At 65.1% G+C, this 21,121-nt stretch carries 19 protein-coding genes; 14 read left to right on the forward strand and 5 right to left on the reverse strand.

Going from position 1 to position 21,121, the window contains the following annotated elements; genetic code table 11:
- From RBB42_RS20465 to RBB42_RS20485, 5 genes are all read right to left on the reverse strand, one after another.
- The coding region (locus RBB42_RS20465; protein WP_305972051.1) for a formate--tetrahydrofolate ligase at window positions 1–147 on the reverse strand (147 nt) is incomplete at its 3' end.
- A 28-nt stretch (window positions 148–175) separates the two neighbouring features.
- On the reverse strand, window positions 176–2,953 hold the full coding sequence (fdhF, locus tag RBB42_RS20470; RefSeq protein WP_305972050.1) for a formate dehydrogenase subunit alpha: 2,778 nt from the start codon (window positions 2,951–2,953) through the stop codon (window positions 176–178).
- A gap of 3 nt (window positions 2,954–2,956) precedes the next feature.
- The gene (locus RBB42_RS20475; RefSeq protein WP_305972049.1) at window positions 2,957–4,639 is read right to left on the reverse strand and encodes an NAD(P)H-dependent oxidoreductase subunit E; all 1,683 of its coding nucleotides are present in this window, start codon (window positions 4,637–4,639) and stop codon (window positions 2,957–2,959) included.
- 561 nt (window positions 4,640–5,200) lie between these two features.
- Complete coding sequence (locus RBB42_RS20480) at window positions 5,201–5,848, reverse strand: aminotransferase class IV family protein (protein ID WP_305972048.1); 648 nt, start codon at window positions 5,846–5,848, stop codon at window positions 5,201–5,203.
- Entirely contained in the window at window positions 5,806–6,927 is a 1,122-nt protein-coding gene (locus RBB42_RS20485; RefSeq protein ID WP_305972047.1) for an aminodeoxychorismate synthase component I, read from the reverse strand. Before RBB42_RS20485 ends, RBB42_RS20480 begins: the two co-directional genes overlap by 43 nt.
- A 435-nt stretch (window positions 6,928–7,362) precedes the next feature.
- On the opposite strand from RBB42_RS20485, the gene RBB42_RS20490 reads away from it, so the two are divergent.
- From RBB42_RS20490 to RBB42_RS20555, 14 genes are all read left to right on the forward strand, one after another.
- The gene (locus RBB42_RS20490) at window positions 7,363–8,151 is read left to right on the forward strand and encodes an AfsR/SARP family transcriptional regulator (RefSeq protein ID WP_305972046.1); all 789 of its coding nucleotides are present in this window, start codon (window positions 7,363–7,365) and stop codon (window positions 8,149–8,151) included.
- Between the two features lie 236 nt (window positions 8,152–8,387).
- Window positions 8,388–8,651 (forward strand): hypothetical protein, encoded by a 264-nt coding sequence (locus tag RBB42_RS20495; protein ID WP_305972045.1) that lies wholly within the window; start codon window positions 8,388–8,390, stop codon window positions 8,649–8,651.
- A gap of 18 nt (window positions 8,652–8,669) precedes the next feature.
- Complete coding sequence (locus tag RBB42_RS20500; protein ID WP_305972044.1) at window positions 8,670–9,308, forward strand: Pvc16 family protein; 639 nt, start codon at window positions 8,670–8,672, stop codon at window positions 9,306–9,308.
- Window positions 9,305–10,192 (forward strand): hypothetical protein, encoded by an 888-nt coding sequence (locus RBB42_RS20505; RefSeq protein ID WP_305972043.1) that lies wholly within the window; start codon window positions 9,305–9,307, stop codon window positions 10,190–10,192. Before RBB42_RS20500 ends, RBB42_RS20505 begins: the two co-directional genes overlap by 4 nt.
- A gap of 42 nt (window positions 10,193–10,234) precedes the next feature.
- Window positions 10,235–12,208, forward strand: a complete 1,974-nt coding sequence (locus tag RBB42_RS20510) for a phage tail sheath family protein (RefSeq protein WP_305972042.1) — start codon at window positions 10,235–10,237, stop codon at window positions 12,206–12,208.
- A gap of 34 nt (window positions 12,209–12,242) precedes the next feature.
- Window positions 12,243–12,698, forward strand: a complete 456-nt coding sequence (locus RBB42_RS20515) for a phage tail protein (RefSeq protein ID WP_305972041.1) — start codon at window positions 12,243–12,245, stop codon at window positions 12,696–12,698.
- A gap of 4 nt (window positions 12,699–12,702) precedes the next feature.
- Window positions 12,703–15,531, forward strand: a complete 2,829-nt coding sequence (locus tag RBB42_RS20520) for a hypothetical protein (RefSeq protein WP_305972040.1) — start codon at window positions 12,703–12,705, stop codon at window positions 15,529–15,531.
- A complete protein-coding gene (locus tag RBB42_RS20525) occupies window positions 15,528–15,983 on the forward strand; it encodes a phage tail protein (RefSeq protein WP_305972039.1) in 456 nt (151 codons plus the stop codon). Before RBB42_RS20520 ends, RBB42_RS20525 begins: the two co-directional genes overlap by 4 nt.
- Window positions 15,976–16,707 (forward strand): CIS tube protein, encoded by a 732-nt coding sequence (locus RBB42_RS20530; protein ID WP_305972038.1) that lies wholly within the window; start codon window positions 15,976–15,978, stop codon window positions 16,705–16,707. Before RBB42_RS20525 ends, RBB42_RS20530 begins: the two co-directional genes overlap by 8 nt.
- Entirely contained in the window at window positions 16,707–16,892 is a 186-nt protein-coding gene (locus tag RBB42_RS20535) for a hypothetical protein (protein WP_305972037.1), read from the forward strand. The genes RBB42_RS20530 and RBB42_RS20535 overlap by 1 nt, the downstream gene beginning before the upstream one ends.
- A gap of 9 nt (window positions 16,893–16,901) precedes the next feature.
- The gene (locus RBB42_RS20540) at window positions 16,902–17,981 is read left to right on the forward strand and encodes a phage late control D family protein (RefSeq protein ID WP_305972036.1); all 1,080 of its coding nucleotides are present in this window, start codon (window positions 16,902–16,904) and stop codon (window positions 17,979–17,981) included.
- 13 nt (window positions 17,982–17,994) lie between these two features.
- Complete coding sequence (locus RBB42_RS20545) at window positions 17,995–18,705, forward strand: phage baseplate assembly protein V (protein WP_305972035.1); 711 nt, start codon at window positions 17,995–17,997, stop codon at window positions 18,703–18,705.
- Window positions 18,699–20,729, forward strand: a complete 2,031-nt coding sequence (locus RBB42_RS20550) for a hypothetical protein (RefSeq protein WP_305972034.1) — start codon at window positions 18,699–18,701, stop codon at window positions 20,727–20,729. Before RBB42_RS20545 ends, RBB42_RS20550 begins: the two co-directional genes overlap by 7 nt.
- A complete protein-coding gene (locus RBB42_RS20555; RefSeq protein WP_305972033.1) occupies window positions 20,726–21,118 on the forward strand; it encodes a GPW/gp25 family protein in 393 nt (130 codons plus the stop codon). The genes RBB42_RS20550 and RBB42_RS20555 overlap by 4 nt, the downstream gene beginning before the upstream one ends.
- Window positions 21,119–21,121: the final 3 nt, after the last annotated feature.

Genomic DNA, 21,121 nt, shown 5'->3' on the forward strand with positions numbered 1-21,121 from the left:
CGAGTTGATGAAATCCTGGCTCACCTTCGCCTTGTCGTGACCGTAGGGCAGCAGGTGCTCACCCGGAATGTTCAGCGAATCACCAATCTCCTGGATCGGCTTCTTGTTCGCCTCGCGGGCTATTTCGATATCCGTTTTATGTGCCATGATAAGTCCCTGTGGGTTGGAGCTTGGGTTACTCGGCTGCGGTTTTTGCCAAGGCCTCGACCCTCACGGCCGAGAACTTGAACTCCGGGATCTTGCCGTAGGGGTCGATCGCCGGGTTGGTCAGGACGTTCGCCGCCGCCTCGACGAAGGCGAAGGGGACGAAAACCATATCCTCGGACACGGCCCGGTCGGCCCGCGCCATGATCTCGATGCTGCCGCGCCGTGTGGTCAGGCGGATCATCTCTCCGGGCGTGACGCCAAGCGTGCGCAGCGTTTTCGGATGCAGCGAACAGTTCGCTTCGGGTTCCACCGCGTCCAGGACGCTGGCCCGGCGCGTCATCGACCCGGTGTGCCAGTGTTCCAACTGCCGGCCCGTGGTCATGATCATCGGGTAGGCCTCGTCCGGTGCCTCGTCCGGCGGGATGACGGCAGCGGGCGTGAACTTCGCGCGACCTTCCGGGCGCGGGAACCCGTCGCCGAAGACCACCGCCTGCCCGGGATCGGTCGGGCTGAGCGAGGGATAGGTCACGGTTTCGGTTTCCAGCCGGTCCCAGGTGATGTTGTCCAGCGACTTCATCACCAGTTTCATCTCGGCAAAGACCTCGGAGACATCCGAATAGTCCCAGGGCAGGCCAAGGCGCTGCGCCAGGTCGACGGTGATCGCCCAATCCTCGCGGGCCTCTCCCGGCGGCGCGACGGCCGGGCGCACGCGCTGCACCTGGCGGTTGGTGTTGCTGACGGTGCCGTTCTTTTCGTAGAGCGCGGAGGCAGGCAGGATCACGTCAGCGTAGTTCGCCGTCTCGGTCAGGAAGATGTCCTGCACCACCAGGTGTTCCAGCTTGGCAAAGGCCTCGCGGGCGTGGTCCACGTCCGGGTCGGACATGGCCGGGTTTTCGCCCTGGATATACATGCCCTTGATATTGCCCGCATAGACCTGATCGACGATCTCGGTGACGGTCAGGCCCTTCTTGTCGGACCAGTCCTCGTCCCGCCCCCAGACGCCGAAGATGTCCTCGCGCACCGCGGCATCCTCGACCGAACGGTAGTCAGGCACGAACATCGGGATCAGACCGGCGTCCGACGCCCCCTGGACATTGTTCTGGCCACGCAACGGGTGCAGACCGGTTCCCGGACGGCCGACATGCCCGGTCATCAGGGCAAGGCTGATGAGGCAGCGCGAGTTGTCGGTGCCGTGGATGTGCTGGCTGACACCCATACCCCAGAAAATCATGCCTGCCTTGGCGCCTGCGAAGGTGCGCGCCACGTCGCGGATCACGTCGGGCGCAATCCCGCAGATCGGTTCCATCGCCTCGGGCGTGAAGGCCTTGAGGTGTTCCTTCTCCGCCTCCCAGTTCTCGGTGAAGGCTTCGATGTACTGTTGATCGTAGAGCCCCTCTTCGACGATCACGTTCATGATCGCGTTAAGCAGGCTTACGTCCGCGCCCGGGCGGAACTGCACCATCTGGTAGGCATGGCGTTTCAGCCCCTGCCCCCGCGGATCCATCACGATCAGCTTGCCGCCGCGCTTGGCGAACTGCTTGAAATAGGTCGCGGCAACGGGGTGGTTTTCCAGCGGGTTGGCCCCGATGATGATCGCCACGTCCGCGTTCTCGACCTCGTTGAAAGTGGCGGTCACCGCGCCGGACCCGACGTTCTCGATCAGCGCCGAAACCGACGACGCATGGCAAAGCCGCGTGCAGTGGTCGACGTTGTTGTGCTTGAAACCCTGGCGGATCAGTTTCTGGAACAGATAGGCCTCTTCGTTGGTGCACTTGGCACTGCCAAAGCCCGCCACCGACTGCCCGCCATGCGCCTGGCGCAACTTGGCCAGACCACCGGCGGCGGCCTGCATCGCCTCTTCCCACGAGGCTTCGCGGAAGTGGGTCATCAGGTTGCCGGGATCGACGTTCAGACCCTTGGGCGGCGCGTCGTCACGGCGGATCAGCGGTTTCGTCAGGCGGTGCGGGTGGTGGATATAGTCAAACCCGAAGCGACCCTTGACGCAGAGGCGCCCCTCGTTTGCCGGGCCATTGATCCCCTCGACATATTTGACCTTGCCGTCCTTGACCTTGAGCGAAACCTTGCAGCCGACGCCGCAGAAGGGACAGACGCTTTCGGTTTCGCTGTCGAAATCCGCGCTGTCGCCCTGCTGCGCCTCGTCGACGACGGTAGAGGGCATTAGCGCACCCGTCGGGCAGGCCTGAACGCATTCACCGCAGGCAACGCAGGTAGAAGCGCCCATCGGGTCGGCGAAATCGAAGGTCGGATAGGCATCGTGGCCACGACCGGCCATGCCGATCACGTCGTTGACCTGAACCTCGCGGCAGGCCCGCACGCACAGGCCGCACTGGATGCAGGCATCGAGGTTCACGCTCATCGCGACGTGGCTGTCGTCCAGCAGCGGGATTCGGCCCTCCTCCAGTTTGGGAAAGCGGCTGGTATCGATGCCGTTTTCATCGGCCATGTCCCAGAGGTGCGAGGACCGGTCATGCGCGACTTCGCGCTCCGGCTGGTCCGCGACAAGCAGTTCCATGACCATGTTGCGCGCGGCCTTGGCGCGGTTGGTCGCGGTGTTGACGACCATGCCCTCGGACGGCTCACGAATGCAGGAGGCGGCGAGAGTGCGCTCGCCCTCGATCTCGACCATGCAGGCGCGGCAGTTGCCATCGGGGCGATAGCCCGGCGCCGGCTTGTGGCAGAGGTGCGGGATCTTGAGGCCGCGGCCATTGGCCACTTCCCAGATCGTCATCCCCTTTTCGGCGGTGACGTCCTGGCCGTCCAGCTTGAAGGTGATTGTCTCGCTCATCGCTCAGACCTCGTCGGGAAAATGCTTGATTGTCAGGCGGATCGGGTTCGGGGCGGCCTGTCCAAGGCCACAGATCGAGGCGTCGACCATCGTCTGGCTCAGTTCCTCGAGCAGGCCCTGGTCCCAGCGGTCGGCCTGCATCAGCTTGACCGCCTTTTCACACCCCGCACGGCAAGGCGTGCACTGGCCACAGCTTTCATCCTCGAAGAACCGCAGCATGTTCAGCGCGGCAGCGCGGGCGCTGTCCTTGTCCGACAGGACGACAACGGCTGCCGACCCGATGAAAGACCCATGCGGCTGCAGCGTGTCGAAATCCAGCGGTACGTCGTTCAGTGACGCGGGCAAGAGGCCCGAGGACGGACCGCCGGGCTGGTAGGCCTTGAAGGCATGACCATCCAGCATCCCACCCGCTGCCTCGATGATGTCGTTGATCGTCGAGCCCGCCGGCAGGAGATGCACGCCGGGGTTCTTGACACGGCCGGAAACCGAGTAGCTGCGCAGCCCCTTGCGGCCATTCTTTTCGACCGAGTTCAGCACGTCCGGTCCTTCGCGCAGGATGCGGGCGACCCATTTCAGCGTTTCGACGTTGTGAACCAGTGTCGGCCGGTCAAAGACACCGACCTGTGCGACAAAGGGCGGGCGGTGGCGCGGGATGCCGCGCTTGCCTTCGATCGACTCGATCATCGCGCTTTCTTCGCCGCAGATGTAGGCGCCGGCGCCGCGGCGCAGGTCGATATATCCGGGCGCAACGATGCCGGCCTCTTCCAGCGCGGCGATCTCACGGCGCAGGATTTCCAGAACCGCGGGGTACTCGTCCCGCATGTAGATGAAACAGGTTTCCGCCTCGACCGCCCAGGCCGCGATCAACATGCCTTCGAGGAACAGGTGCGGCGTGCGTTCAAGGTAATAGCGATCCTTGAAGGTTCCGGGTTCGCCCTCGTCGCCGTTCACCGCCAGGTAGCGCGGACCGGCATTGGCGCGCACAAAGCCCCATTTCTTGCCCGACGGGAAACCTGCGCCGCCAAGCCCGCGCAGGCCGGCAGACAAGACCTTGTCTTGTACCGCTTCCCAATCGCCACCCTGACGCAGGTCGGCCAGCACCTCGTAGCCGCCACCCGCACGATAGGCCTCGAACCCCTCGTAGTCTGGAATGCGGGCATGGGTCTCGCCTGCGGCGATCGCCGCCTGCACCTTTTCTGGCGTGGCATTGTCGATGTGGTTGTGGCCCAGTTCCAGAACCGGCGCGGTATCGCATCGGCCCATGCAAGGTGCGCGCAGAACGCGAACCTCGGTCGGGTCCATGCCCTTTTCCAGGGCCGCGCGGAGTTGTTCCGCCCCCGCCAGTTCGCAGGACAGCGAGTCGCAGACACGGATTGTCAGCGCGGGCGGCGGAGTTTCGTTTTCCTTGATGACGTCGAAATGCGCATAGAAGGTCGCGACCTCGTAGACCTCGGCCATGCTCAGCCGCATTTCTTCGGCAAGGGCACGCAGGTGTCGGGCCGACAGGTGTCCAAAGTGGTCCTGGATCCGGTGTAGGTGCTCGATCAACAGGTCACGCCGGCGCGGCGCATCCCCCAGAAGAGAGCGGACCTCGGCCAGTGCCTGGTCATCGTACTGGCGGCCCTTCGGCGTATGACGCCCTTTGCCTCGGCCTGTCTTCCAGATACCCACGTCATCGAGCGACATGTCCAACGATCCTCTCGGTTTTAGACCTTCAATACTTTCCCAATAATCAATTTATTTTACCCACGGTCAACACCAAATTTTGGCTTTGGAGGGAATCGGGCATCGCTGACGGAGACCGAACGGCGCCCTTTGCGCCGTTGATCCGTTCGTGCGGCGGCGCCGCGTCAAAACGGATCTCGCGGCCGAGAGGATCAGAATTAGACGCTTGAAATCAGTCTATTGAGATCAAAGGAACGCCAAGGCACCCCCCCACGTTGCACGCACATTGACAGTCTTCGCACGACAGGCCCGGTCGCCAAGGCCCCTTGCCTGCCATTGGCAATCGGCCGACGTGAAGCGCTTTGCCGACAATGCCAGTGAAATTCTTTCGCAAGCCCCGCGGCCTTGGCCTCATCCCGTCCATACCGCAAGGATTGGCGGCCTTAGCAGCCTGCCCATAGCAGGAAACGCCCTGCTGTTCTCAGCCTGACAGCGGCGGGAATCAGGCTAGAGAATCGCCCCAACGGCGAAGGCGCGCGCAGCGCCGGGTGGGCCTGTCTCAGGGCCTGAGCCGTGTTGGGGTCAGCCGGGCCAGTCCACCAATTCCGCCTCGATCTGGCCGCGCAAGGCATTGCACATCCGCAATCCGGTGGCTGTCCGCAGGTCATCTGGCGTCACACTGCCAACCCGCAGCTCTCCGCTCGCCAAGAGATGCGCTCGCATGACCCCGGGCAAGACCCCGTCCGACAGGGGCGGCGTCACCCACTGCCCCTCCTGTCGGACCAGCAAGTTGGTGATCGTCCCCTCGCAGACATGACCTTTCTCATTCACAAAGATCGCCTCATCCACACCGTCGGGAAGCGCGGCGCGCGTGTCATCGTAAAGCCGTCGACGGGTGGATTTCACCCGCAGCCAGGGGTCCGTCGAAGCCAGCCGTACCGGCGCGATGGCAACGCGCCAGACGCCTGCAGGGGACGGCATGGGCGCGGTTGTCGTCTCGATCCGCCCATTGCTGTGCAACACGGTGCGCACCCGCAGCGGTTCCGTGCCCGCAATCCCTTCCAAGGCGTCGTCAAAAGCCCAGGGATCAAAGGGGAAGCCAAGCTTGCGGGCCGAGAGGCAAAGCCTGTCGCGGTGCCGACGCGCCAGGATCACGCCCCGCCCCGGCTGCCACTGCATCGTTTCGATCAGGCTGGTTCCTGCTGGAACGTCGCGAAACGGCTCTTCCACAGCGCCTCCTCATATTCGCTCTCAGCGCGGCTGTCCCAGACGAGACCGCCGCCGACATTCAGCACCGCCGTGCCATTCTCGACCAGCAGCGTCCGGATCGCCACGTTGAATTCCGATCGACCGTCAGGCGCCGCCCAGCCGATGGCCCCGCAATAGGCTTCGCGCGGGGCCGTCTCCAGGTCGTTGATGACTTCCATCGCGCGGATCTTGGGGGCACCGGTGATCGACCCGCAGGGAAACAGGGCCCGAAAGATGTCGGAGAGTTCGGTGCCGGGAGCCAGGCGCGCCTCGATCTGGCTGACCATCTGGTGCACGGTTTCATAGGTCTCTACCTTGAACAGTTCCGGCACACGGACGGTTCCCGGCGTCGCGACCCGCGAAAGATCGTTGCGCAGGAGATCAACGATCATGAGATTTTCGGCCAGGGTCTTTTCATCGCCGAGCAACCAGCTGCGCAGATCCGCGTCCTCTTGCGCCGTTCGCCCCCGAGGCGCGGTTCCCTTCATCGGACGCGTCGCGATGCGGCCATGTCCGTCGACGCGAAAGAACAGTTCAGGCGAGCGCGACAGGATGGCCGGGCCGTCATTCTGCATGACCAGCGCACCATGCGACACAGGTTGGCGAGCGGTGAGCGCCCCGTAGAGAGCCCGAAGATCACCAGAGAACGGCGCACGAAGCGGAAAGGTCAGGTTTGCCTGGTAGATGTCCCCGGAACCTATCCAGTCGTGAACCTGGGTGAAGGCGCTGCCGTAGCGTGAAGCGTCCCAATCGGGCCGGAAGGCCCCCAGAGTGAAACCGCCTGTCGAAGGCGCTGTCGCGGATCGGGGCTCGGCATAGACGCCAAAGCACAAAAGCGGCATGCGCCGCGCGACCGGCATCCGTTCGGCAAGGCGCGGTTCCAGCGCATAGCCGAGTTCATAGCTGGCATAGCCGGCAATCCACTGCCCAGCCTTGCGCGCCGCATCCATGTCTGCGAGCGCCGCCGGCACATCCACTGCCCTGTCTGCACGGATCAGGCGCGACGGGCGCGCAAAGTCTGCCGCTGCGCCGCCGGGGCCGAAATCGAACCGTATTTCCATGCTGCGCCCTGCCCAGAAGACCCGTTTCCAGACTCGGGAGCGATACAGCAGCACAGTGCTTGGTTCAATTTATTTCACCAAAGGGAAATTCACCCGATGCCGGAGCAGCTCTGCCTCATGCGCTCGATCCCTTCGGCACATGGCCGTGCTTCAGAGAAGTTCGGGCAGGCTCTCCCGGGGCGGTCAGGCTGTCCCCTATGCCGCGACAGGACCGCGCCACTCATCAACGCGCCGGCGCCATTGATCTTGAAAGGCCCCGGCCAAAGAGCGCGCGTTTGGTCATGCGCTCGCGTCATCCAGCCAGTTGCCACGCCACAGGCAGACCTCTGTTGGCGACTCCACTTTTGGATACACTCTTAAAGTGTGATATTATCGCGCTGCGTGCAGAAGGTCTGCGCCACATGCTGCCATTTTCATATTTTTCGGATAATGTTCATGGTCCATGTTCTCACCCTTGGTATTTTTTCGATCCAGTCCGACCGCGAGAATTTGCCGGTCCGGCTTGGACGTGAAGCCAGTGATTTCGCAGCGTTTTTGTTCACCCACCCTCACAAGCTCCTGCGGCGCGAACGGCTGCTCGACATGTTCTGGGGCGAGTTGTCGGAAGGTCGCGCGCGCAAGGCAATGAGTCATGCTCTTTGGCAACTGCGCGCTCGGATCGAGGCCGCGAATCAACCAAAAGGCGACAAACGTATCGAGAGCGATCATACGCATGTCGTTCTCACGCTGGGCGACGAGGATTTCATCGATTGCCAGGCTTTCTCGCAAGGCATCACCGAGGCATTGGACCTGGCCTGCGAAGACAGGGCGATGGCGCAGCTTGATCAGGCGCTTCGCCTGTACAAGGGCGAATTTCTGGAACACCTCAGCGACGCATGGGCCGTCGAGATCAGGGAACGGCTGCAAGCGCTGTACGTGCGTGGGATGACCTGCAAGATCGCAGCCTATGCGCGCCGGTCCCAGTACGAAGAGGCAATCGAATGCTCGCGCAGCGTGCTTGCCGTGGATCCCATCCGGGAGACGATGCAGCGGAACCTGATGCGCCTGCACGTCCTTTCGGGCAACCGGGCACATGCGATCTGCGCATTTCAAAGCTGCGCCGACATGCTACGGCGTGACTACGGCATCGACCCGATGCCAGAGACCATTGCGCTTTACCAGCGTATCCGCAGTGGAGATGTCTTTGGGTCAATCGAGGATGAGCGGCGGCATCTGATAGGCTAGCCGCGCACAAATCCGGTCAGATCCACGACGACGCCGCCGGCCTTGCGCCGGTTTTTTTCTGCGCCCAGCTGCGCCGTGGAAATTTCCGAGAGATCCCTGAGAGAATTGCGCGTCTTCCCGGCAATCACGGTTCGTCAACGCCAAGAAATCTCCGGCGGGTCGTGGCGAAAATTCCGTGAACCCTCTGACATCGGCGCGCGACCGGCGCGAGAGTGCAGCCCTCTAGGCTGCCTGCCATGACCGACGATGAACGCCCTCGCAGTGATCCGATGAGCGACGATCTGGCCCGGCTGGATCTGGACGCCGATGCGGATGCCTTTCTGGTTATCCGGGCCTGGCACGAAACCGATGGCGGGAAATCCTCGGATGAGCACTGGCGAGGGCAGATCAGCCACGGCCAGACCACCAGCAAATTCGTCGGGATCTCCATGCTGTTCGACAGGATCTCGACACTGCTTGCCGGATTGGCGCCGCCAACGCGGCCGGAGGACAGGGAATGACGTGCGCGAGGTGCCCCAATGGCTGATACCCGTGCCATCATGGCGGTCGGCGAAGCGATCGCGAACCTGCTGCGCGCCGCCTACGACCCGGCGGATTTTCCGACTCCTCTGGATTTGACCACGACGACAACCGAGCAGATCCGCAATGGCGCTCCGAATGCCGGAGTGACCCTGTTGATCTATCGGGTCACGCCGTCAGGAACCCATCGCTCCCCCGTCGGGCGCACGGATACGAACGGGCGGCGGTTTCGCACGCAATTGCCGGTTGATGTTCATATCCTGATGACGGTCTGGGGCACCGAACCCACGTTGCAGCACGCGATTGCCGGTTGGGCAATGCGCACGCTGGAAGATACGCCCTTGCTGCCGTCCGGCGCCTTGAACGCCGCCGTTGGTGGGTCTTTCCGCGCCGAAGAGGCAGTCGAGCTTGGCCTTGCGGAACTGTCCAACGAGGACATGTTCCGGATCTGGGAGGTCCTGAACCTCAACATCTACCAGCTTTCGATTCCCTATGTGGCGCGCACGGTGCGCATCGAGTCGGTCGAATACCTGTCCGAGCGCGGAGGCCCGCCAGTGCAGGAGCGACGCCAGGACATCGGCGTTCTGGAGCCCGTCGACGCCTTCAACCCGCCCGCGGACGGGGGGCAAAGGCCATGAACGTGCGCATCCTCGAGAGGCTTTCGACGCATTCTGCCCTGGGCATTCGGTTCTGGGACGAGGATTTCGAGCGCCCGGTCGAGGACGCGGTAATCGCCACCGCCCGGCCTTGGGGGCAACAAAACCGGCGCGCCGTCATCGCGCAGCGCACGTTTTCCGGGGCGCTGGTCTTCCAGGGGCTGCCCGGGATGCGAGGTTTCGAACACGACGGACCGCCGGATGCCAATGCCTCGCCCCCCTCACCGCCGACGCAGCGGTTCCTGATCGAGGTCACGGACACCAAGGCGCGCTATGCGCCGGCTGCCTTCGGGGTCGACCTGCCCCTGCCCTACGATGGACCCTATCTGGGTGCGGTGCTGCCGTCCCCTGCCCCACCGGGCTTCATCCTGATCGGTGGGCCGGATCGCCCGCGCGATCCGTCACTGGCCCGCGTCACCGCGACGCTGGCGCGGGCCGCGACCGGAGAACCCGCCGCCTGGGCGCGGATGATCGTCGTCGATCCCGAAGGCCGGTCCTGGCACGGGATCGCGGGGCCGGACGGCCGATGTTCGGTACAACTTCCCTGGCCGGTGCTGGCCGAGGTTGTGCCGGGCTCGCCCCCGACGGGGGACGCGTCCTCGCTGCTAAGCCGCAACTGGCCCCTGACCATTGCCGTAGAGGCCGCCGCCGCCCCCCTGCCCCCGATCACGGCGAGCGAAATACCCGATTACGGCCAGATCCTGTCCCAGCCAAACGCCCAGATCTGGCCCGAGCCGCCGGACGCCTCACCAACGCCGGTGCCGACCCCGACCACAACCGCAACGCTCCATTTCGGCGAGACGCTCACGCTGCGCAGCGGCGCTCGTGCCTCCCGCCTCTTCGTGGGCCCAGGCCCATCACCTTAACGGAAACGCAAAGAAATCAAGTTTGATCAGGAGGTCTCATCCATGCCCGAATACCTGGCTCCAGGTGTCTTCGTTGAAGAGGTCAGTTTCCGTCAAAAGACCATCGAAGGCGTCAGCACCTCCACCACCGGCTTTGTCGGCCCGGCCCGTTTCGGCCCGACCGAGGGCGAACCGCCGCTCTTGACCAGCTTCTCGGACTTCGAGCGTATCTACGGGGGGCTTGATGCAATCCGCCCGGACGGAACCGAGGTCCCCAACTATCTGGCTCATGCGGTGCGGTCCTATTTTGATGAGGGCGGCAGGCGGCTCTACGTGTCGCGGATCTACAACGAGCCGGCTGCCGACAGCCCGCCAACCCATTCGGGCGGTCGGGCGATCTGGCCGGCGCCCGATGCTTCGCCTGCCAACCCGGGCTTCACGCTGATGGCGCGCCACCCCGGGCGCGCCGGGAACATGCGGGTGCAAGTGACGATGCGGGTTGGTCAGAACGTGCTGGCGACCGGCGCCAACGGGCCAGAGCTGCGCGGCATCCGCCCGTTTGACACGGTGATTGCCGTGAACCTGGCATCGCCACCCCCTGCTTCGCCGGGCACGGTCAACGCCGAATTCTACTGGGCAGACCGCTTTCGCGACGAGAACACGGGGCGCGAAACCTTTCGCTTGCGTCAGGACAGCGCCGGCACCGAGCCCGGCCCGGGTTCGCCATCGTGGGTCGATCTGGCGAACGTCTCGGACGTCCGTCTGGTCACCCTGTCGGTTGCCACTTTGCCGCCCGGACGCTTTGCGGACGAGATGGTGTTTGAACGCGTCGCCTTTCATTCCGAGCATCCGGGCGCGGCAGAGACCGTTTTTGCCCATCACTCCGACAGCCGGGCGACCGAGCTGTTCACGCCGCTGGTGCTGCAGACCACAACCGACAACGGCGCCGCTTTGGCTGCGGCCTTTGCCTCGCTCTCCAATGAGGCCGGGCACTCGCTCTTCGAAGTGCTCTCTGCGACGATCGGCGGATTGCCGATGCCTGCCGAGCTCGAAGCAGCCAATGCATCGCCAGCACGCACACCTGTCGTGCGCCTGCCCACGGACGCCGAACTGACCGCAACGCTGGTGTTGCAGGGCGGTTCGGACGGGGGACCACTGGGCAATATCCAGTATCAGGGCGATGAGGACGACCCGAAGTCGGGGCTCGCCGCCTTGGAAGACCTCGAGGATATCTCGATCGTCGCCGCCCCGGGTTCGTCGGCCGATGAAGAGGTCAGCCGCGCGGTCATGGGCAGCCTGATCACCCATTGCGAGCGCATGCGCTATCGGGTGGCGGTGCTGGATGCCGAAGCCGGGATGACACCCGGCGAGGTGCGCGAATTGCGCGGAACGCTCGACAGCACGCGCGCTGCGCTTTACTATCCTTGGGTCACGGTCGACGACCCGCTGGCCATCGGCGCCCCGATGGAGCTGTCGCTGCCGCCGTCCGGCTTCATGGCCGGGATCTACGCGCGCAACGACGTCGAGCGTGGGGTCCACAAGGCGCCCGCAAACGAAGTCTTGCGATCCGCGCTGAACTTCGAATTCCTGATCAACACCCGCCAGCAGGAGGCGCTGAACCCCGAGGGGATCAACTGTCTGCGCTTCTTCGAGGGGCGGGGGTTCCGGGTTTGGGGCGCGCGCACCGTTTCGTCGGACCCCGAGTGGAAATATCTCAATGTTCGAAGGCATTTCGCCTATCTTGAACGGTCGATCGAACGCGGCACGCAATGGGCGGTGTTCGAACCGAACGGTCACCGGCTCTGGTCCAACGTCCAGCGCACGATCGAGGATTTCCTCTACAACGAATTCGTGTCCGGACGGCTGGCGGGGCGGACCCCGCAGCAGGCCTATTTCGTACGCTGCGACGAAACCACGATGAGCCAGAACGACCGGGACAACGGTCGGCTTGTCTGCCTCATAGGGGTCGCGCCGCTCTACCCGGCCGAGTTCGTCATTTTCCGCATCGGACAGAAGACAGCCGACGCGCGATCCTGATCGTGCGCTCCAGAAGACGTCATAGGAGACAATCATGGCGACAGAACGCGAAGCGCTTCCCTACAGCCAGTTCAACTTTCTCGTCACGATCGGAGACGACCAGCCGGACCGGGCCCAGGCCGGTTTCCAGGAAATCTCCGGGATCGGGATGGAGATCAACGTTGCCGAATATCGCGCGGGCAACACCAACGACAACACGCCGATCAAGGTCACCGGCACCTACAAGGTCCCCGACATCACGCTGAAACGCGGGCTCATGGGCTACCTGGACCTCTACGGCTGGCTCGACAATGTCAGGAACGGCCAGCAGGACGACCTGCGCACGGTGAAGATCGACCTGTTGAGCGAGGATCGCGGCACCGTGGCGATGACCTGGAAGCTCTTGATGGCGCGGCCGATCAAATACACCGGTCCGTCGCTCAACGGCAAGGGCACCGATGTGGCCGTCGAAGAGCTGGTCCTCGCCGCGCAGCGGATCGAGGTGAGCTAAGCCGATGAACCTGCCGCTTGCCAGACGCGCTCCCAGGCTGCCCGGCGTCTATGTCGAAACCGGGCGTCCCCAGCGTGCGGACGCTTTGCCCCGGATGGACGTGGCAGGCTTTGTCGGCTTTGCGGCGTCAGGGCCGGTGGACGTACCGGTCCCGGTCGAGGATCTGTCGCGCTTCCGCGACATATTCGGGCCGGACGTCGTGCTGGCGCGCGACCTGGAGAGGCAGACCGATCAGACGAGCCTGCTGGGCCCGGCGGTCGAGGCCTTCTTCGCAAATGGCGGAAGGCGGGCTTTCGTGGTGCGGGTGGCAGAGCCGGAAGGGCCGCAAACGCTGTCGCTCGCCATTCCGCAACTTGTCGATACATCGCGCATCGGCGCGGTTGCGCTGGCCCGTTCGCCCGGACGCTGGATCGCACCGCTTGGAGCTGACACGCGGCTCGTACGGCGGAGATTGCTCCCGTTGATGGGGGGAGGGCTTGTACGGACCAGCGAAGTCCTCTCGATCCGGGTCACCCAGGCCGGCGACGCGCCGGTTCCGGGCGATTTGATTGAAGCAACCTTCAACGACGCCGAACTGCTCGCGCTGCTGGTGGTCGACCGGGTCGAGGGGACCCGGGTCATCGCCCGCGACGACCGGGTCTTCTGGTACCAGCGCCCCGCCTCACCCCCGCCCGAGGGGGCGATTGGCATGGGTGACGACGGGCTCTTTCCCGCGCCGGATGCAAACGTCGATGCGCTCTTTGCGAGCCCGCCGGAGCCGCAACCGGACAGTCTCAGCGTCCTGACCTTTGACCTTGTCCTCTGGGAAGGCGCGAGGATCAGCCGCCGTCTGGACGGGCTTGGCTTTGCCGCCGCCCATCCGCGCTACTGGGCGGCCCTGCCCGATGACGCGGCGCATTTTGGTCCCGCATTCGGGCGCCCGGTGCCGAGCCTTTCTCCGGGCCGTGCGCGGTTCCTGTCCGAGGCTTCGGTCCCGCGGTTTCCCCTGGCAGGACCGGCAGCCGACCCGAACGGTGTCTGGTTGCCGCATGCCATGAAAACCTATGTCGATCGCGAACGGTGCGCCTTCGCGACCCTGCCCCCGGGCCCCCGGCTGGAGACGGAGGGGCTGGAGCACTTTTCCAGCGAGATTTTCCTCGACCCGCGTTTTGCGGCGATCCAGACCCATGCACTGTCCGCCGAGCTTGCGGCGCGTCACTCGATGGAACTGACCGAGGGCGGGCGACCGCTTCGCGGGCTCCATGCGCTTTACCCGGTGGACGAGGTCGCGATGATCGCGCTGCCGGACGCGGGGCATCGCCCCTGGAACCGGCGGCTGGTCGCAGCGCCCGCGCCATTGGGTGCGCCCCGTCTCGGCGTGCTGCCGAATGCGCTGGATGCCTTCGACCGGATCGCACTCAGTTGGACCCCGGTGCATGGCGCGACGCGCTACAGGGTCGAGCTTTCCCCCGATGACAGCTTTGACCCACCCGAGGTCCACATCGTCGAAGCGCCAGAGGCCTTCGTCCCCCGCGCCCCGGATTGCCCCGCGATTGTCTTCGCGCGGGTGCGCGCCGAAACCGCCAGCGAGATCGGCCCCTGGTCGAATGAGCGCGCCTCGATGATCCCCGAGGAAGATTTCGAACCTTGCGCCTACACCGACCCGGACCTGCTGTCGCTTCTGCCAACGCTTGATATCGGCGCGAGCCCCGGCCCGCGTCTAACCTGGACGTTCGAAAGCGGCGCGCTCGCACCGGGCGACGTCTTTGAGGTACAGACCGGCCAGGCCCCGACTCTCGGGGACGCAAGAACCACCCTGCTGGACCCCGGCACTGTCGACTTCTTCCCTGCCCCGGCCATCGACCGCCCGAGCTACATGCGGGTGCGCGTGCTCCGGGACGAAGTCCGTGGACCCTGGTCGATCACGCTGCGGCTTGACCCGGACGCGGTTTCGGCCTTCACCGTGGATCCGAAAGAGGAATACGCCACCGTCGGGACCGCGCCCGAAAGCGGCGAAGAGATCCTGACCGCCGTCCACCGCGCCGCGATCCGGTTTGCGGCGGCGCGCGCCGATGCGGTCGCACTTCTGTCGATGCCGCGCCACTTCCGCGCGGACGAGGCGAAGGCACACCTCGCCCGGCTTTCGCCGCTGTTCGAGGATCTGGAGGGCGATCCCGGCCCCGCCGGTATGCTGCGCGTTCCCGCCCTGCGCTTTGGAGAAGAGACGGCGCTTTCCTATGCTGCGCTGCTCCATGGCTGGATTTCGACGGGCAGCGCCTTCCACCCGCCAGATGGCGCCGCTGCGGGGCTGATCGCGCGGCAGGCCAATGGGCCGGGGGTCTGGATCGCCTCCGCGAACCTGCCTGTCACGGATGCGCTGGCCCTCACGCCGCACCTCGAGGACGCGACCCTTGCCGATCTGATCGCTCATCAGATCAACCCGATCCGCGACAATCCCCGAGGCTTTCTTTTCCTGAATGCCGAGACCCTGTCGGCAAGCGCCGAGCTTAGCCCCCTGCCCGTGCGCCTTCTCATGATCCTGCTACGCCGCCTCGCCGTGCGTGAAGGCATGGCCTATACGTTCGAACCGAACTCCCCCGATTTCCGTGCCCAGGTGCAGCGTCGGTTTGAACGCGTGCTCTCGCTGATCCACCAACGCGGCGGATTCGCAGGGGCACGGCCCGTCGAAAGCTTTCGGGTTGTCACCGACAGGAGCGTAAACCCGCCCGGTGCGATCGAGCTTGGGCGCTTTACCGTCGAACTGCGCGTCGCCCCCTCGCGTCCCATGCGGTTTCTGAACGTGCGCCTGCTGCGCACCGGCGCTCGGGATCTGGCCGTGGAGGAGGCGACATGACCACTCCCTTCACCGCCTTCAATTTCAAGGTCCGCCTCGAGCTTGAGGGCGAAGACGGCATCATCTGCGACGGCGCCTTCTCTGAGGTCTCGGGTCTGGAAGCCACGCTGGAGACCGAGACCATCCGCGAAGGCGGCAACAATGCGCGCCAGATCCACCTGGCAGGCGTCACCAGTTATGGCGAGATCACCTTGAAGCGCGGGATGGCCAAGGGGCTTGGTCTCTGGGCCTGGTTCCGCGCGGTGCAGGAGCGCCGCGAGGCGCGCGCCCATGGCGAAATCGCGATGCTGTCGGCTGACCGTGAACGCGAGGTGGTGCGCTTCAAGCTCACGGGCTGTCTGCCCGTAAAGCTGAAGGCGCCGGCGTTGAATGCCTCGGACGGGCTGATCGCCATCGAAGAAGCCCAGATCGCCTTTGAAACGCTGGATGCGGAGGAGGTGACCGATGCCTGAGCCGCAAGCCCTGCTGAAAGCCCAGATTCAGCCGGTGACCTGGGACGAACAGCAGACCGTGTCGGAGACCGGCGATCCGATCAGCGTCCAGTTCAACCCCGAAACCCTGAAGGTCGCCTATTCCAACAAGAGCGCAGGCGGCGACCAGCGGGGCGGCTCGGCGATCCAGTTCGTCGGCTCGGGGACGACAAAGCTGACGCTGGACCTTTGGTTCGACGTGACGGCCCCGGCGCCCGATCGCCCGGAATCCGAAGGCGAAACCGTCGACGACGTGCGCCGACTGACCCAGCAGGTGGTGCGCTTCATCCAGCCCGAGCCGAGCGACGAGGAAGGCAAGTTCACGCCGCCCGGAATCCGCTTCCTTTGGGGCACCTTCCTGTTCGAGGGCGTGGTGGACTCGATCAACGAAGAGCTTTTGCTGTTCTCGGAAGATGGCAAACCGCTGCGCGCGAAAATCGCGCTGGCGCTGTCCAAGCAGGAAATCCAGTTCCAGTTCGGCAATCAGGGCGGCGCCGGGCTTGGCGGAACGGGGCGTGGCAGCACGCCCCCCACCGCGTCGCAACCCGCCCCCGCCACCCGCGAGGGCGAGAGCGTGCAGGAGGCCGCCGCGCGCGAAGGCCGCCAGGATGACTGGCAGGACATCGCCCGCCAGAACAACATCGACAACCCGCGCAACCTGCCCGCAGGCACGCCGCTTGACCTTAGCCGACCAGGGAGACGCTGATGCCCGTGATCATCAACGACCTCGAGATCATCCTTGAAACCCGGGCCGAGCCCCCCGCCCAGACCGCCAGCGATGGCGGGGCCGGTGCAGAGGCCGATGCGACGGGGCGCGCCATCGCGCCGACCACCCTGGCCCGGGTCGAGACGCATCTGCGTGAACGTGCGGCGCGACTGCGCGGCCACTGAGGACCAATCATGCCCGACCTTGGAACCGTTCCCCTTCTCTACAATGCCCGGCCCAGGCTGACGGTTGACGGCGCTGCGCAGCCCGACCTCGACGCCGGGCTGATGGCGCTGACCATCGAAGAAGACTTCGACGGCATGGCGCGCTGCGAAGCGACATTCGGGAACTGGGGGACGGCCTCGGGCGGGATCGGGTTCCTGTACTTCGACCGGGCGCTTCTGGACTTCGGCACGCCGTTGCGCATCGCCATCGGCGGCGGCCAGGGCGCGGGTGCGGTGTTTGAAGGGCGGATTTCCGGAATCGAGGGGCGTTTCCCGAAATCGCGCCCTCCCGAGGTGCTGGTCCTGGCCGAAGACCGCCTGCAGGACTTGCGCAAGACACGGCGCACCCGGGTCTTCGAAGAGGCCAGTGCCGAAGACGTCATCCGCGCAGTCGCACAGGATCACGGGCTGACCCCGAACACCGATATCGAAGGTCCGACCATGCCGATCGTGGCGCAGTTGAACCAGTCGGATTTGGCGTTCCTGAGGACCGTTGCGGCAAACGTCGGTGCCGAGATCTGGGTGCGCGGCGACAGCCTTTTTGCGCAATCCCGTGCCAACCGCCCCACCGATCCGATCGTGCTGACCTATGGCCAGGGCCTGCACGAGATGCGGCTGTGCGCCGACCTCGCGCACCAATGTTCGAAACTGGTTGTCGGCGGCTGGGACCCAGGCGCCAAGGAGGCCGTGGAAAGCGAAGCGGGGCCAGACAGTCTCTCGGGCGAAAGCGAGGGCGACACCGGCAGCAGCGTCCTTGACGCGGCAATCGGCGAAAAGGTCGAGCGCGTGGTTCACCCGCTGCCGATCAGCACCGCCGAGGGCGACGCGCTTGCGGGTGCCGAATATCGCCGCAGGGCACGCCGCTTCGTTTCCGGCGACGGCATCGCCGAAGGCGACAGCCGGATCTCGGTGGGCTCGGCGCTGACCTTCCAGGGCCTCGGGCCGATGTTCGACGGTGACTTCACGGTCACCGCGGTGCGCCACGTCTTCGACCTGGAACGGGGCTATCAGACCGAATTCTCGGTCGAACGCCCATGGATCGGATCATGAGGGAGCGAACCTGATGTCACCCTTTGACCTTCACCCGCTTGCGGACACCCGGCTGCCCACCGGGCTGGGCGGGCTGTTTTATGGCGTCTATCCGGCGATCGTGACCGATCTTGCCGACGAGGACGGCCAGGGACGGGTGCGGGTGCGCCTGCCCTGGGCGATCGACGCGGACGGCGGGCACGAGGCCTGGGCACGGATGTCGACGCTCTTTGCCGGTCCTGACCGGGGCAGTTGGTTCATGCCGGATGTAGACGACGAGGTGCTCGTTGCCTTCGGCGGCGGAGACCCGCGCCACGCCTTCATCATCGGCGGCCTCTGGAACGGCCAGGACACACCGCACGAGGAAATGGACAGCAGTTCCGAGAACAACATCAAGTCGATCCGCACCCGCAACGGGGTCAAGGTCACGCTCGACGACAGCTCGGGCTCGGAAGAAATGATCCTGGAGACCCCGGCGGGCCAGAAGATCACCCTGCACGACAGCGAGGCAGGGATCACTCTGGAAGACTCCAACGGCAACACGGTGACGATGGAGGCCGCGGGCGTGTCGATCGATGCGTCCTCAAAGGTCTCGATCAGCGCAAGCCAGGTCGAGGTTTCGGCGGGGATGGTCACGGTCGATGCGGGGATGTCGAAATTCTCGGGTGTGGTCAAAGCCGACACGGTGATCTCGAACTCGGTGATCTCATCCTCCTACACGCCAGGGGCGGGCAACATATGGTAGCGCAGGATCGGCACGAAAACCTGCGCTGGATGGCGCCTCACCCGATGTGGCTGAACACCTCGCCGGGGTTGAACGGCGAGGCCCGACGCCCGGCGATCCTGCGCTTTGCAAGCGAAGACTTCATGGAAGAACTGGCGGCGCTGACCGCGACGCGGCCAGAAGCGTTGCCAGCCTGGTTGGCGGTGCCCGAGACCTGGCGCGAACCGGCGCCCACGCCTCCGAAAGAGGGCCTGGCGACCGCGGCGCCGTTGTCGGCGGCACGCGCGCGGGCGACGGCGCTGGCGCGCAAGAAGGGGCTCGTTGGCGGGGCAGCGGCAAAGCCCGTGCCCCAGGTTCAGGCGGATCTAAAACTTTTTCAGCCCGCGCAGGACCGGTTCTACATGGTGGCGGCCCAACTCGTCTGCCCGCGCCCGGGACTGCCGGACCGGACCATCAGCTCTGCCAAGCAAGAGCGCCCCCGCTTCGTCCTGCGCCAATTGGTGCAGAAAGTTGCAAGCGAGGGCGAATTCGACCCCGAAGGCAAGGATGCGAACGGTCTGGACGAAGTCGACGAATACGCCTTCATCCCGCACGGCGAAGACGGCGGCCACTGGCGGCTCCTGGCGCCCGAAGAGCGCGGGCGCCTGATACCGGATGAAGAGCGCCACGGCCTTTTCCCTACCACCTACCACACCGACGGGCGCAGGCGCCGATTGCTGCTGGGCGCCCTGCCGATTGCCCGGCGCGAGACCTATGTCGGCGCCACCCGGTCAAACGAGACGCCCGATCCTGAAATCACCCTGGATGAGTCTCCGCAGGACCCTGTTGCGCTGCTCTGGCATGCAGAGGTGACCGCCCCCTGGACCGTGCTGATTGACCAGGCTGCCATTGTGCAGGAGCAGATCGCGGATCGCCCCGGCGAACCCAGTATGTCCATAGCCAGCGACGGCCACCCGGAGCGGTTCGCTGCTGCCGAGAAGCTGCTGTTCGATTATCGCGCGGGGGCGGTCCAGATTGGCTGGCTGATCCTCGCGGACGCGCGGCGCTTCCTGCAAACTCACCTGCCGGTGCTTTGGGACAATCTGCAAGGGCTACCCACTCCGCGCAGCCTGACCGCTCCCGAAACCATGGTGAAGGGTCTCTTGCAGAGCATCACGATCCACAACCTGCTGGTCAGTGAGATCGGGACCGAGCACGGCGGTTCCGCCGGCCCGGTCAAGGCCGGTTTCGTCGAGGCGCTGCTGGCGCTCAGCGATGACGATGTCCTGGAGCTTGAAAAAGCTGCGACACCATTCGACTGGGATAACCCGCCGAGCCGCCCCGCGTTCCTCTGGATCCCGGCACACCCGCCGGTCAACCCCTCCGCGGTGACAGCCACGGACACCTGGAACAACTGGCCAAGTCGCGCGGGCACATCGAGCGAGACGGTGGCAGAGCTTCAGGCTCTGATCGAGGTCGCGCTGGTCGAAAACGCCGCGACCGAAGGCCGGGCTGGTCCGGTCCCCGATTTGCGCCCGCCCCGCGACGTCAGCCGTCGCGAGGACACTTGGTTCACGGTGCGCTGCGTCTTCGAGAGGCCCAATTGCGTTGGCTTTGCCGCCCCGGTGGTCTCGACACCGACGGCACCGTTCCAGATGGCGTCCTTCTTCGACCCCGATGCACCCGCGCGCGACATCAGGATCCCCATGCCGATTGATCTCTCACCCGCGGGGCTTCGGAAATTCCGCAAGAGCGCGGGGTTTGCCGTTTCCGACATGTTCTGCGGGGAAACGAACCGCTTCAAGAAGGTGACACTCGGCGATCTGATCCGATCGGTCCTGCCCTGGCCGCTGCACAAGGACCTGCCCTCGGCTGACAGCGCGGCCTGCAAGACCGCCGGGGGGAGCGCTTTCGGGCTGATGATTTCGCTGTCGATCCCGATCGTCACGATCTGTGCGTTCATCCTGATGATGATCATGGTCACGCTGCTGGACATGATCTTCAAGTGGCTGCCGTACCTCATGACCGTGATCCCCATCCGACTCAGGAAGGGGGCCAAGGAATGAGCATGGGCGAAAAGAGCCTGGGTCGCGGATTCGCCTTTCCCCCGGGGATCGGGCCGGATGGTCGTTGGGCCTGGTCGACGGGCGTCGACAACATCCACCAGTCGATCGAGCTGATCCTGAGAACCGATCGAGGCGAGCGCCTTATGCGCCCGGCTTTCGGCGGCGGGCTGTCCCGCTTCCTGTTCCAGCCCAACACAGCCGCCACGCACCGGCTGATCGAAGAGGTCGTTACCCAGTCGCTCGGCCGGTTCGAGCCCCGCATACGCCTCCAGTCCGTCGATGTCGGACCGGACCCCGATGAAGCCGACGCGGCGCGCGCCCTGGTGCGCTACCGCGTCATCCGCACCGGCGCCGCGGACAGCGTCGCCCTGCGTGTCCAACTGAGGTGATCA

The sequence above is a fragment of the Mameliella sp. MMSF_3455 genome (assembly GCF_030733205.1).
Lineage (GTDB): Bacteria > Pseudomonadota > Alphaproteobacteria > Rhodobacterales > Rhodobacteraceae > Antarctobacter.

Excerpts from the sequence above, each read along its gene's own strand:
- RBB42_RS20540 (WP_305972036.1), top strand. The coding sequence starts at position 16,902 with ATGCCCGACCTTGGAACCGTTCCCCTTCTCTACAATGCCCGGCCCAGG.
- RBB42_RS20485 (WP_305972047.1), bottom strand. The coding sequence starts at position 6,927 with ATGGAAATACGGTTCGATTTCGGCCCCGGCGGCGCAGCGGCAGACTTT.
- RBB42_RS20530 (WP_305972038.1), top strand. The coding sequence starts at position 15,976 with ATGCCTGAGCCGCAAGCCCTGCTGAAAGCCCAGATTCAGCCGGTGACC.
- RBB42_RS20520 (WP_305972040.1), top strand. The coding sequence starts at position 12,703 with ATGAACCTGCCGCTTGCCAGACGCGCTCCCAGGCTGCCCGGCGTCTAT.
- RBB42_RS20510 (WP_305972042.1), top strand. The coding sequence starts at position 10,235 with ATGCCCGAATACCTGGCTCCAGGTGTCTTCGTTGAAGAGGTCAGTTTC.
- RBB42_RS20535 (WP_305972037.1), top strand. The coding sequence starts at position 16,707 with ATGCCCGTGATCATCAACGACCTCGAGATCATCCTTGAAACCCGGGCC.
- fdhF (WP_305972050.1), bottom strand. The coding sequence starts at position 2,953 with ATGAGCGAGACAATCACCTTCAAGCTGGACGGCCAGGACGTCACCGCC.
- RBB42_RS20475 (WP_305972049.1), bottom strand. The coding sequence starts at position 4,639 with ATGTCGCTCGATGACGTGGGTATCTGGAAGACAGGCCGAGGCAAAGGG.
- RBB42_RS20495 (WP_305972045.1), top strand. The coding sequence starts at position 8,388 with ATGACCGACGATGAACGCCCTCGCAGTGATCCGATGAGCGACGATCTG.
- RBB42_RS20550 (WP_305972034.1), top strand. The coding sequence starts at position 18,699 with ATGGTAGCGCAGGATCGGCACGAAAACCTGCGCTGGATGGCGCCTCAC.
- RBB42_RS20515 (WP_305972041.1), top strand. The coding sequence starts at position 12,243 with ATGGCGACAGAACGCGAAGCGCTTCCCTACAGCCAGTTCAACTTTCTC.
- RBB42_RS20545 (WP_305972035.1), top strand. The coding sequence starts at position 17,995 with ATGTCACCCTTTGACCTTCACCCGCTTGCGGACACCCGGCTGCCCACC.
- RBB42_RS20555 (WP_305972033.1), top strand. The coding sequence starts at position 20,726 with ATGAGCATGGGCGAAAAGAGCCTGGGTCGCGGATTCGCCTTTCCCCCG.
- RBB42_RS20505 (WP_305972043.1), top strand. The coding sequence starts at position 9,305 with ATGAACGTGCGCATCCTCGAGAGGCTTTCGACGCATTCTGCCCTGGGC.
- RBB42_RS20500 (WP_305972044.1), top strand. The coding sequence starts at position 8,670 with ATGGCTGATACCCGTGCCATCATGGCGGTCGGCGAAGCGATCGCGAAC.
- RBB42_RS20490 (WP_305972046.1), top strand. The coding sequence starts at position 7,363 with ATGGTCCATGTTCTCACCCTTGGTATTTTTTCGATCCAGTCCGACCGC.
- RBB42_RS20525 (WP_305972039.1), top strand. The coding sequence starts at position 15,528 with ATGACCACTCCCTTCACCGCCTTCAATTTCAAGGTCCGCCTCGAGCTT.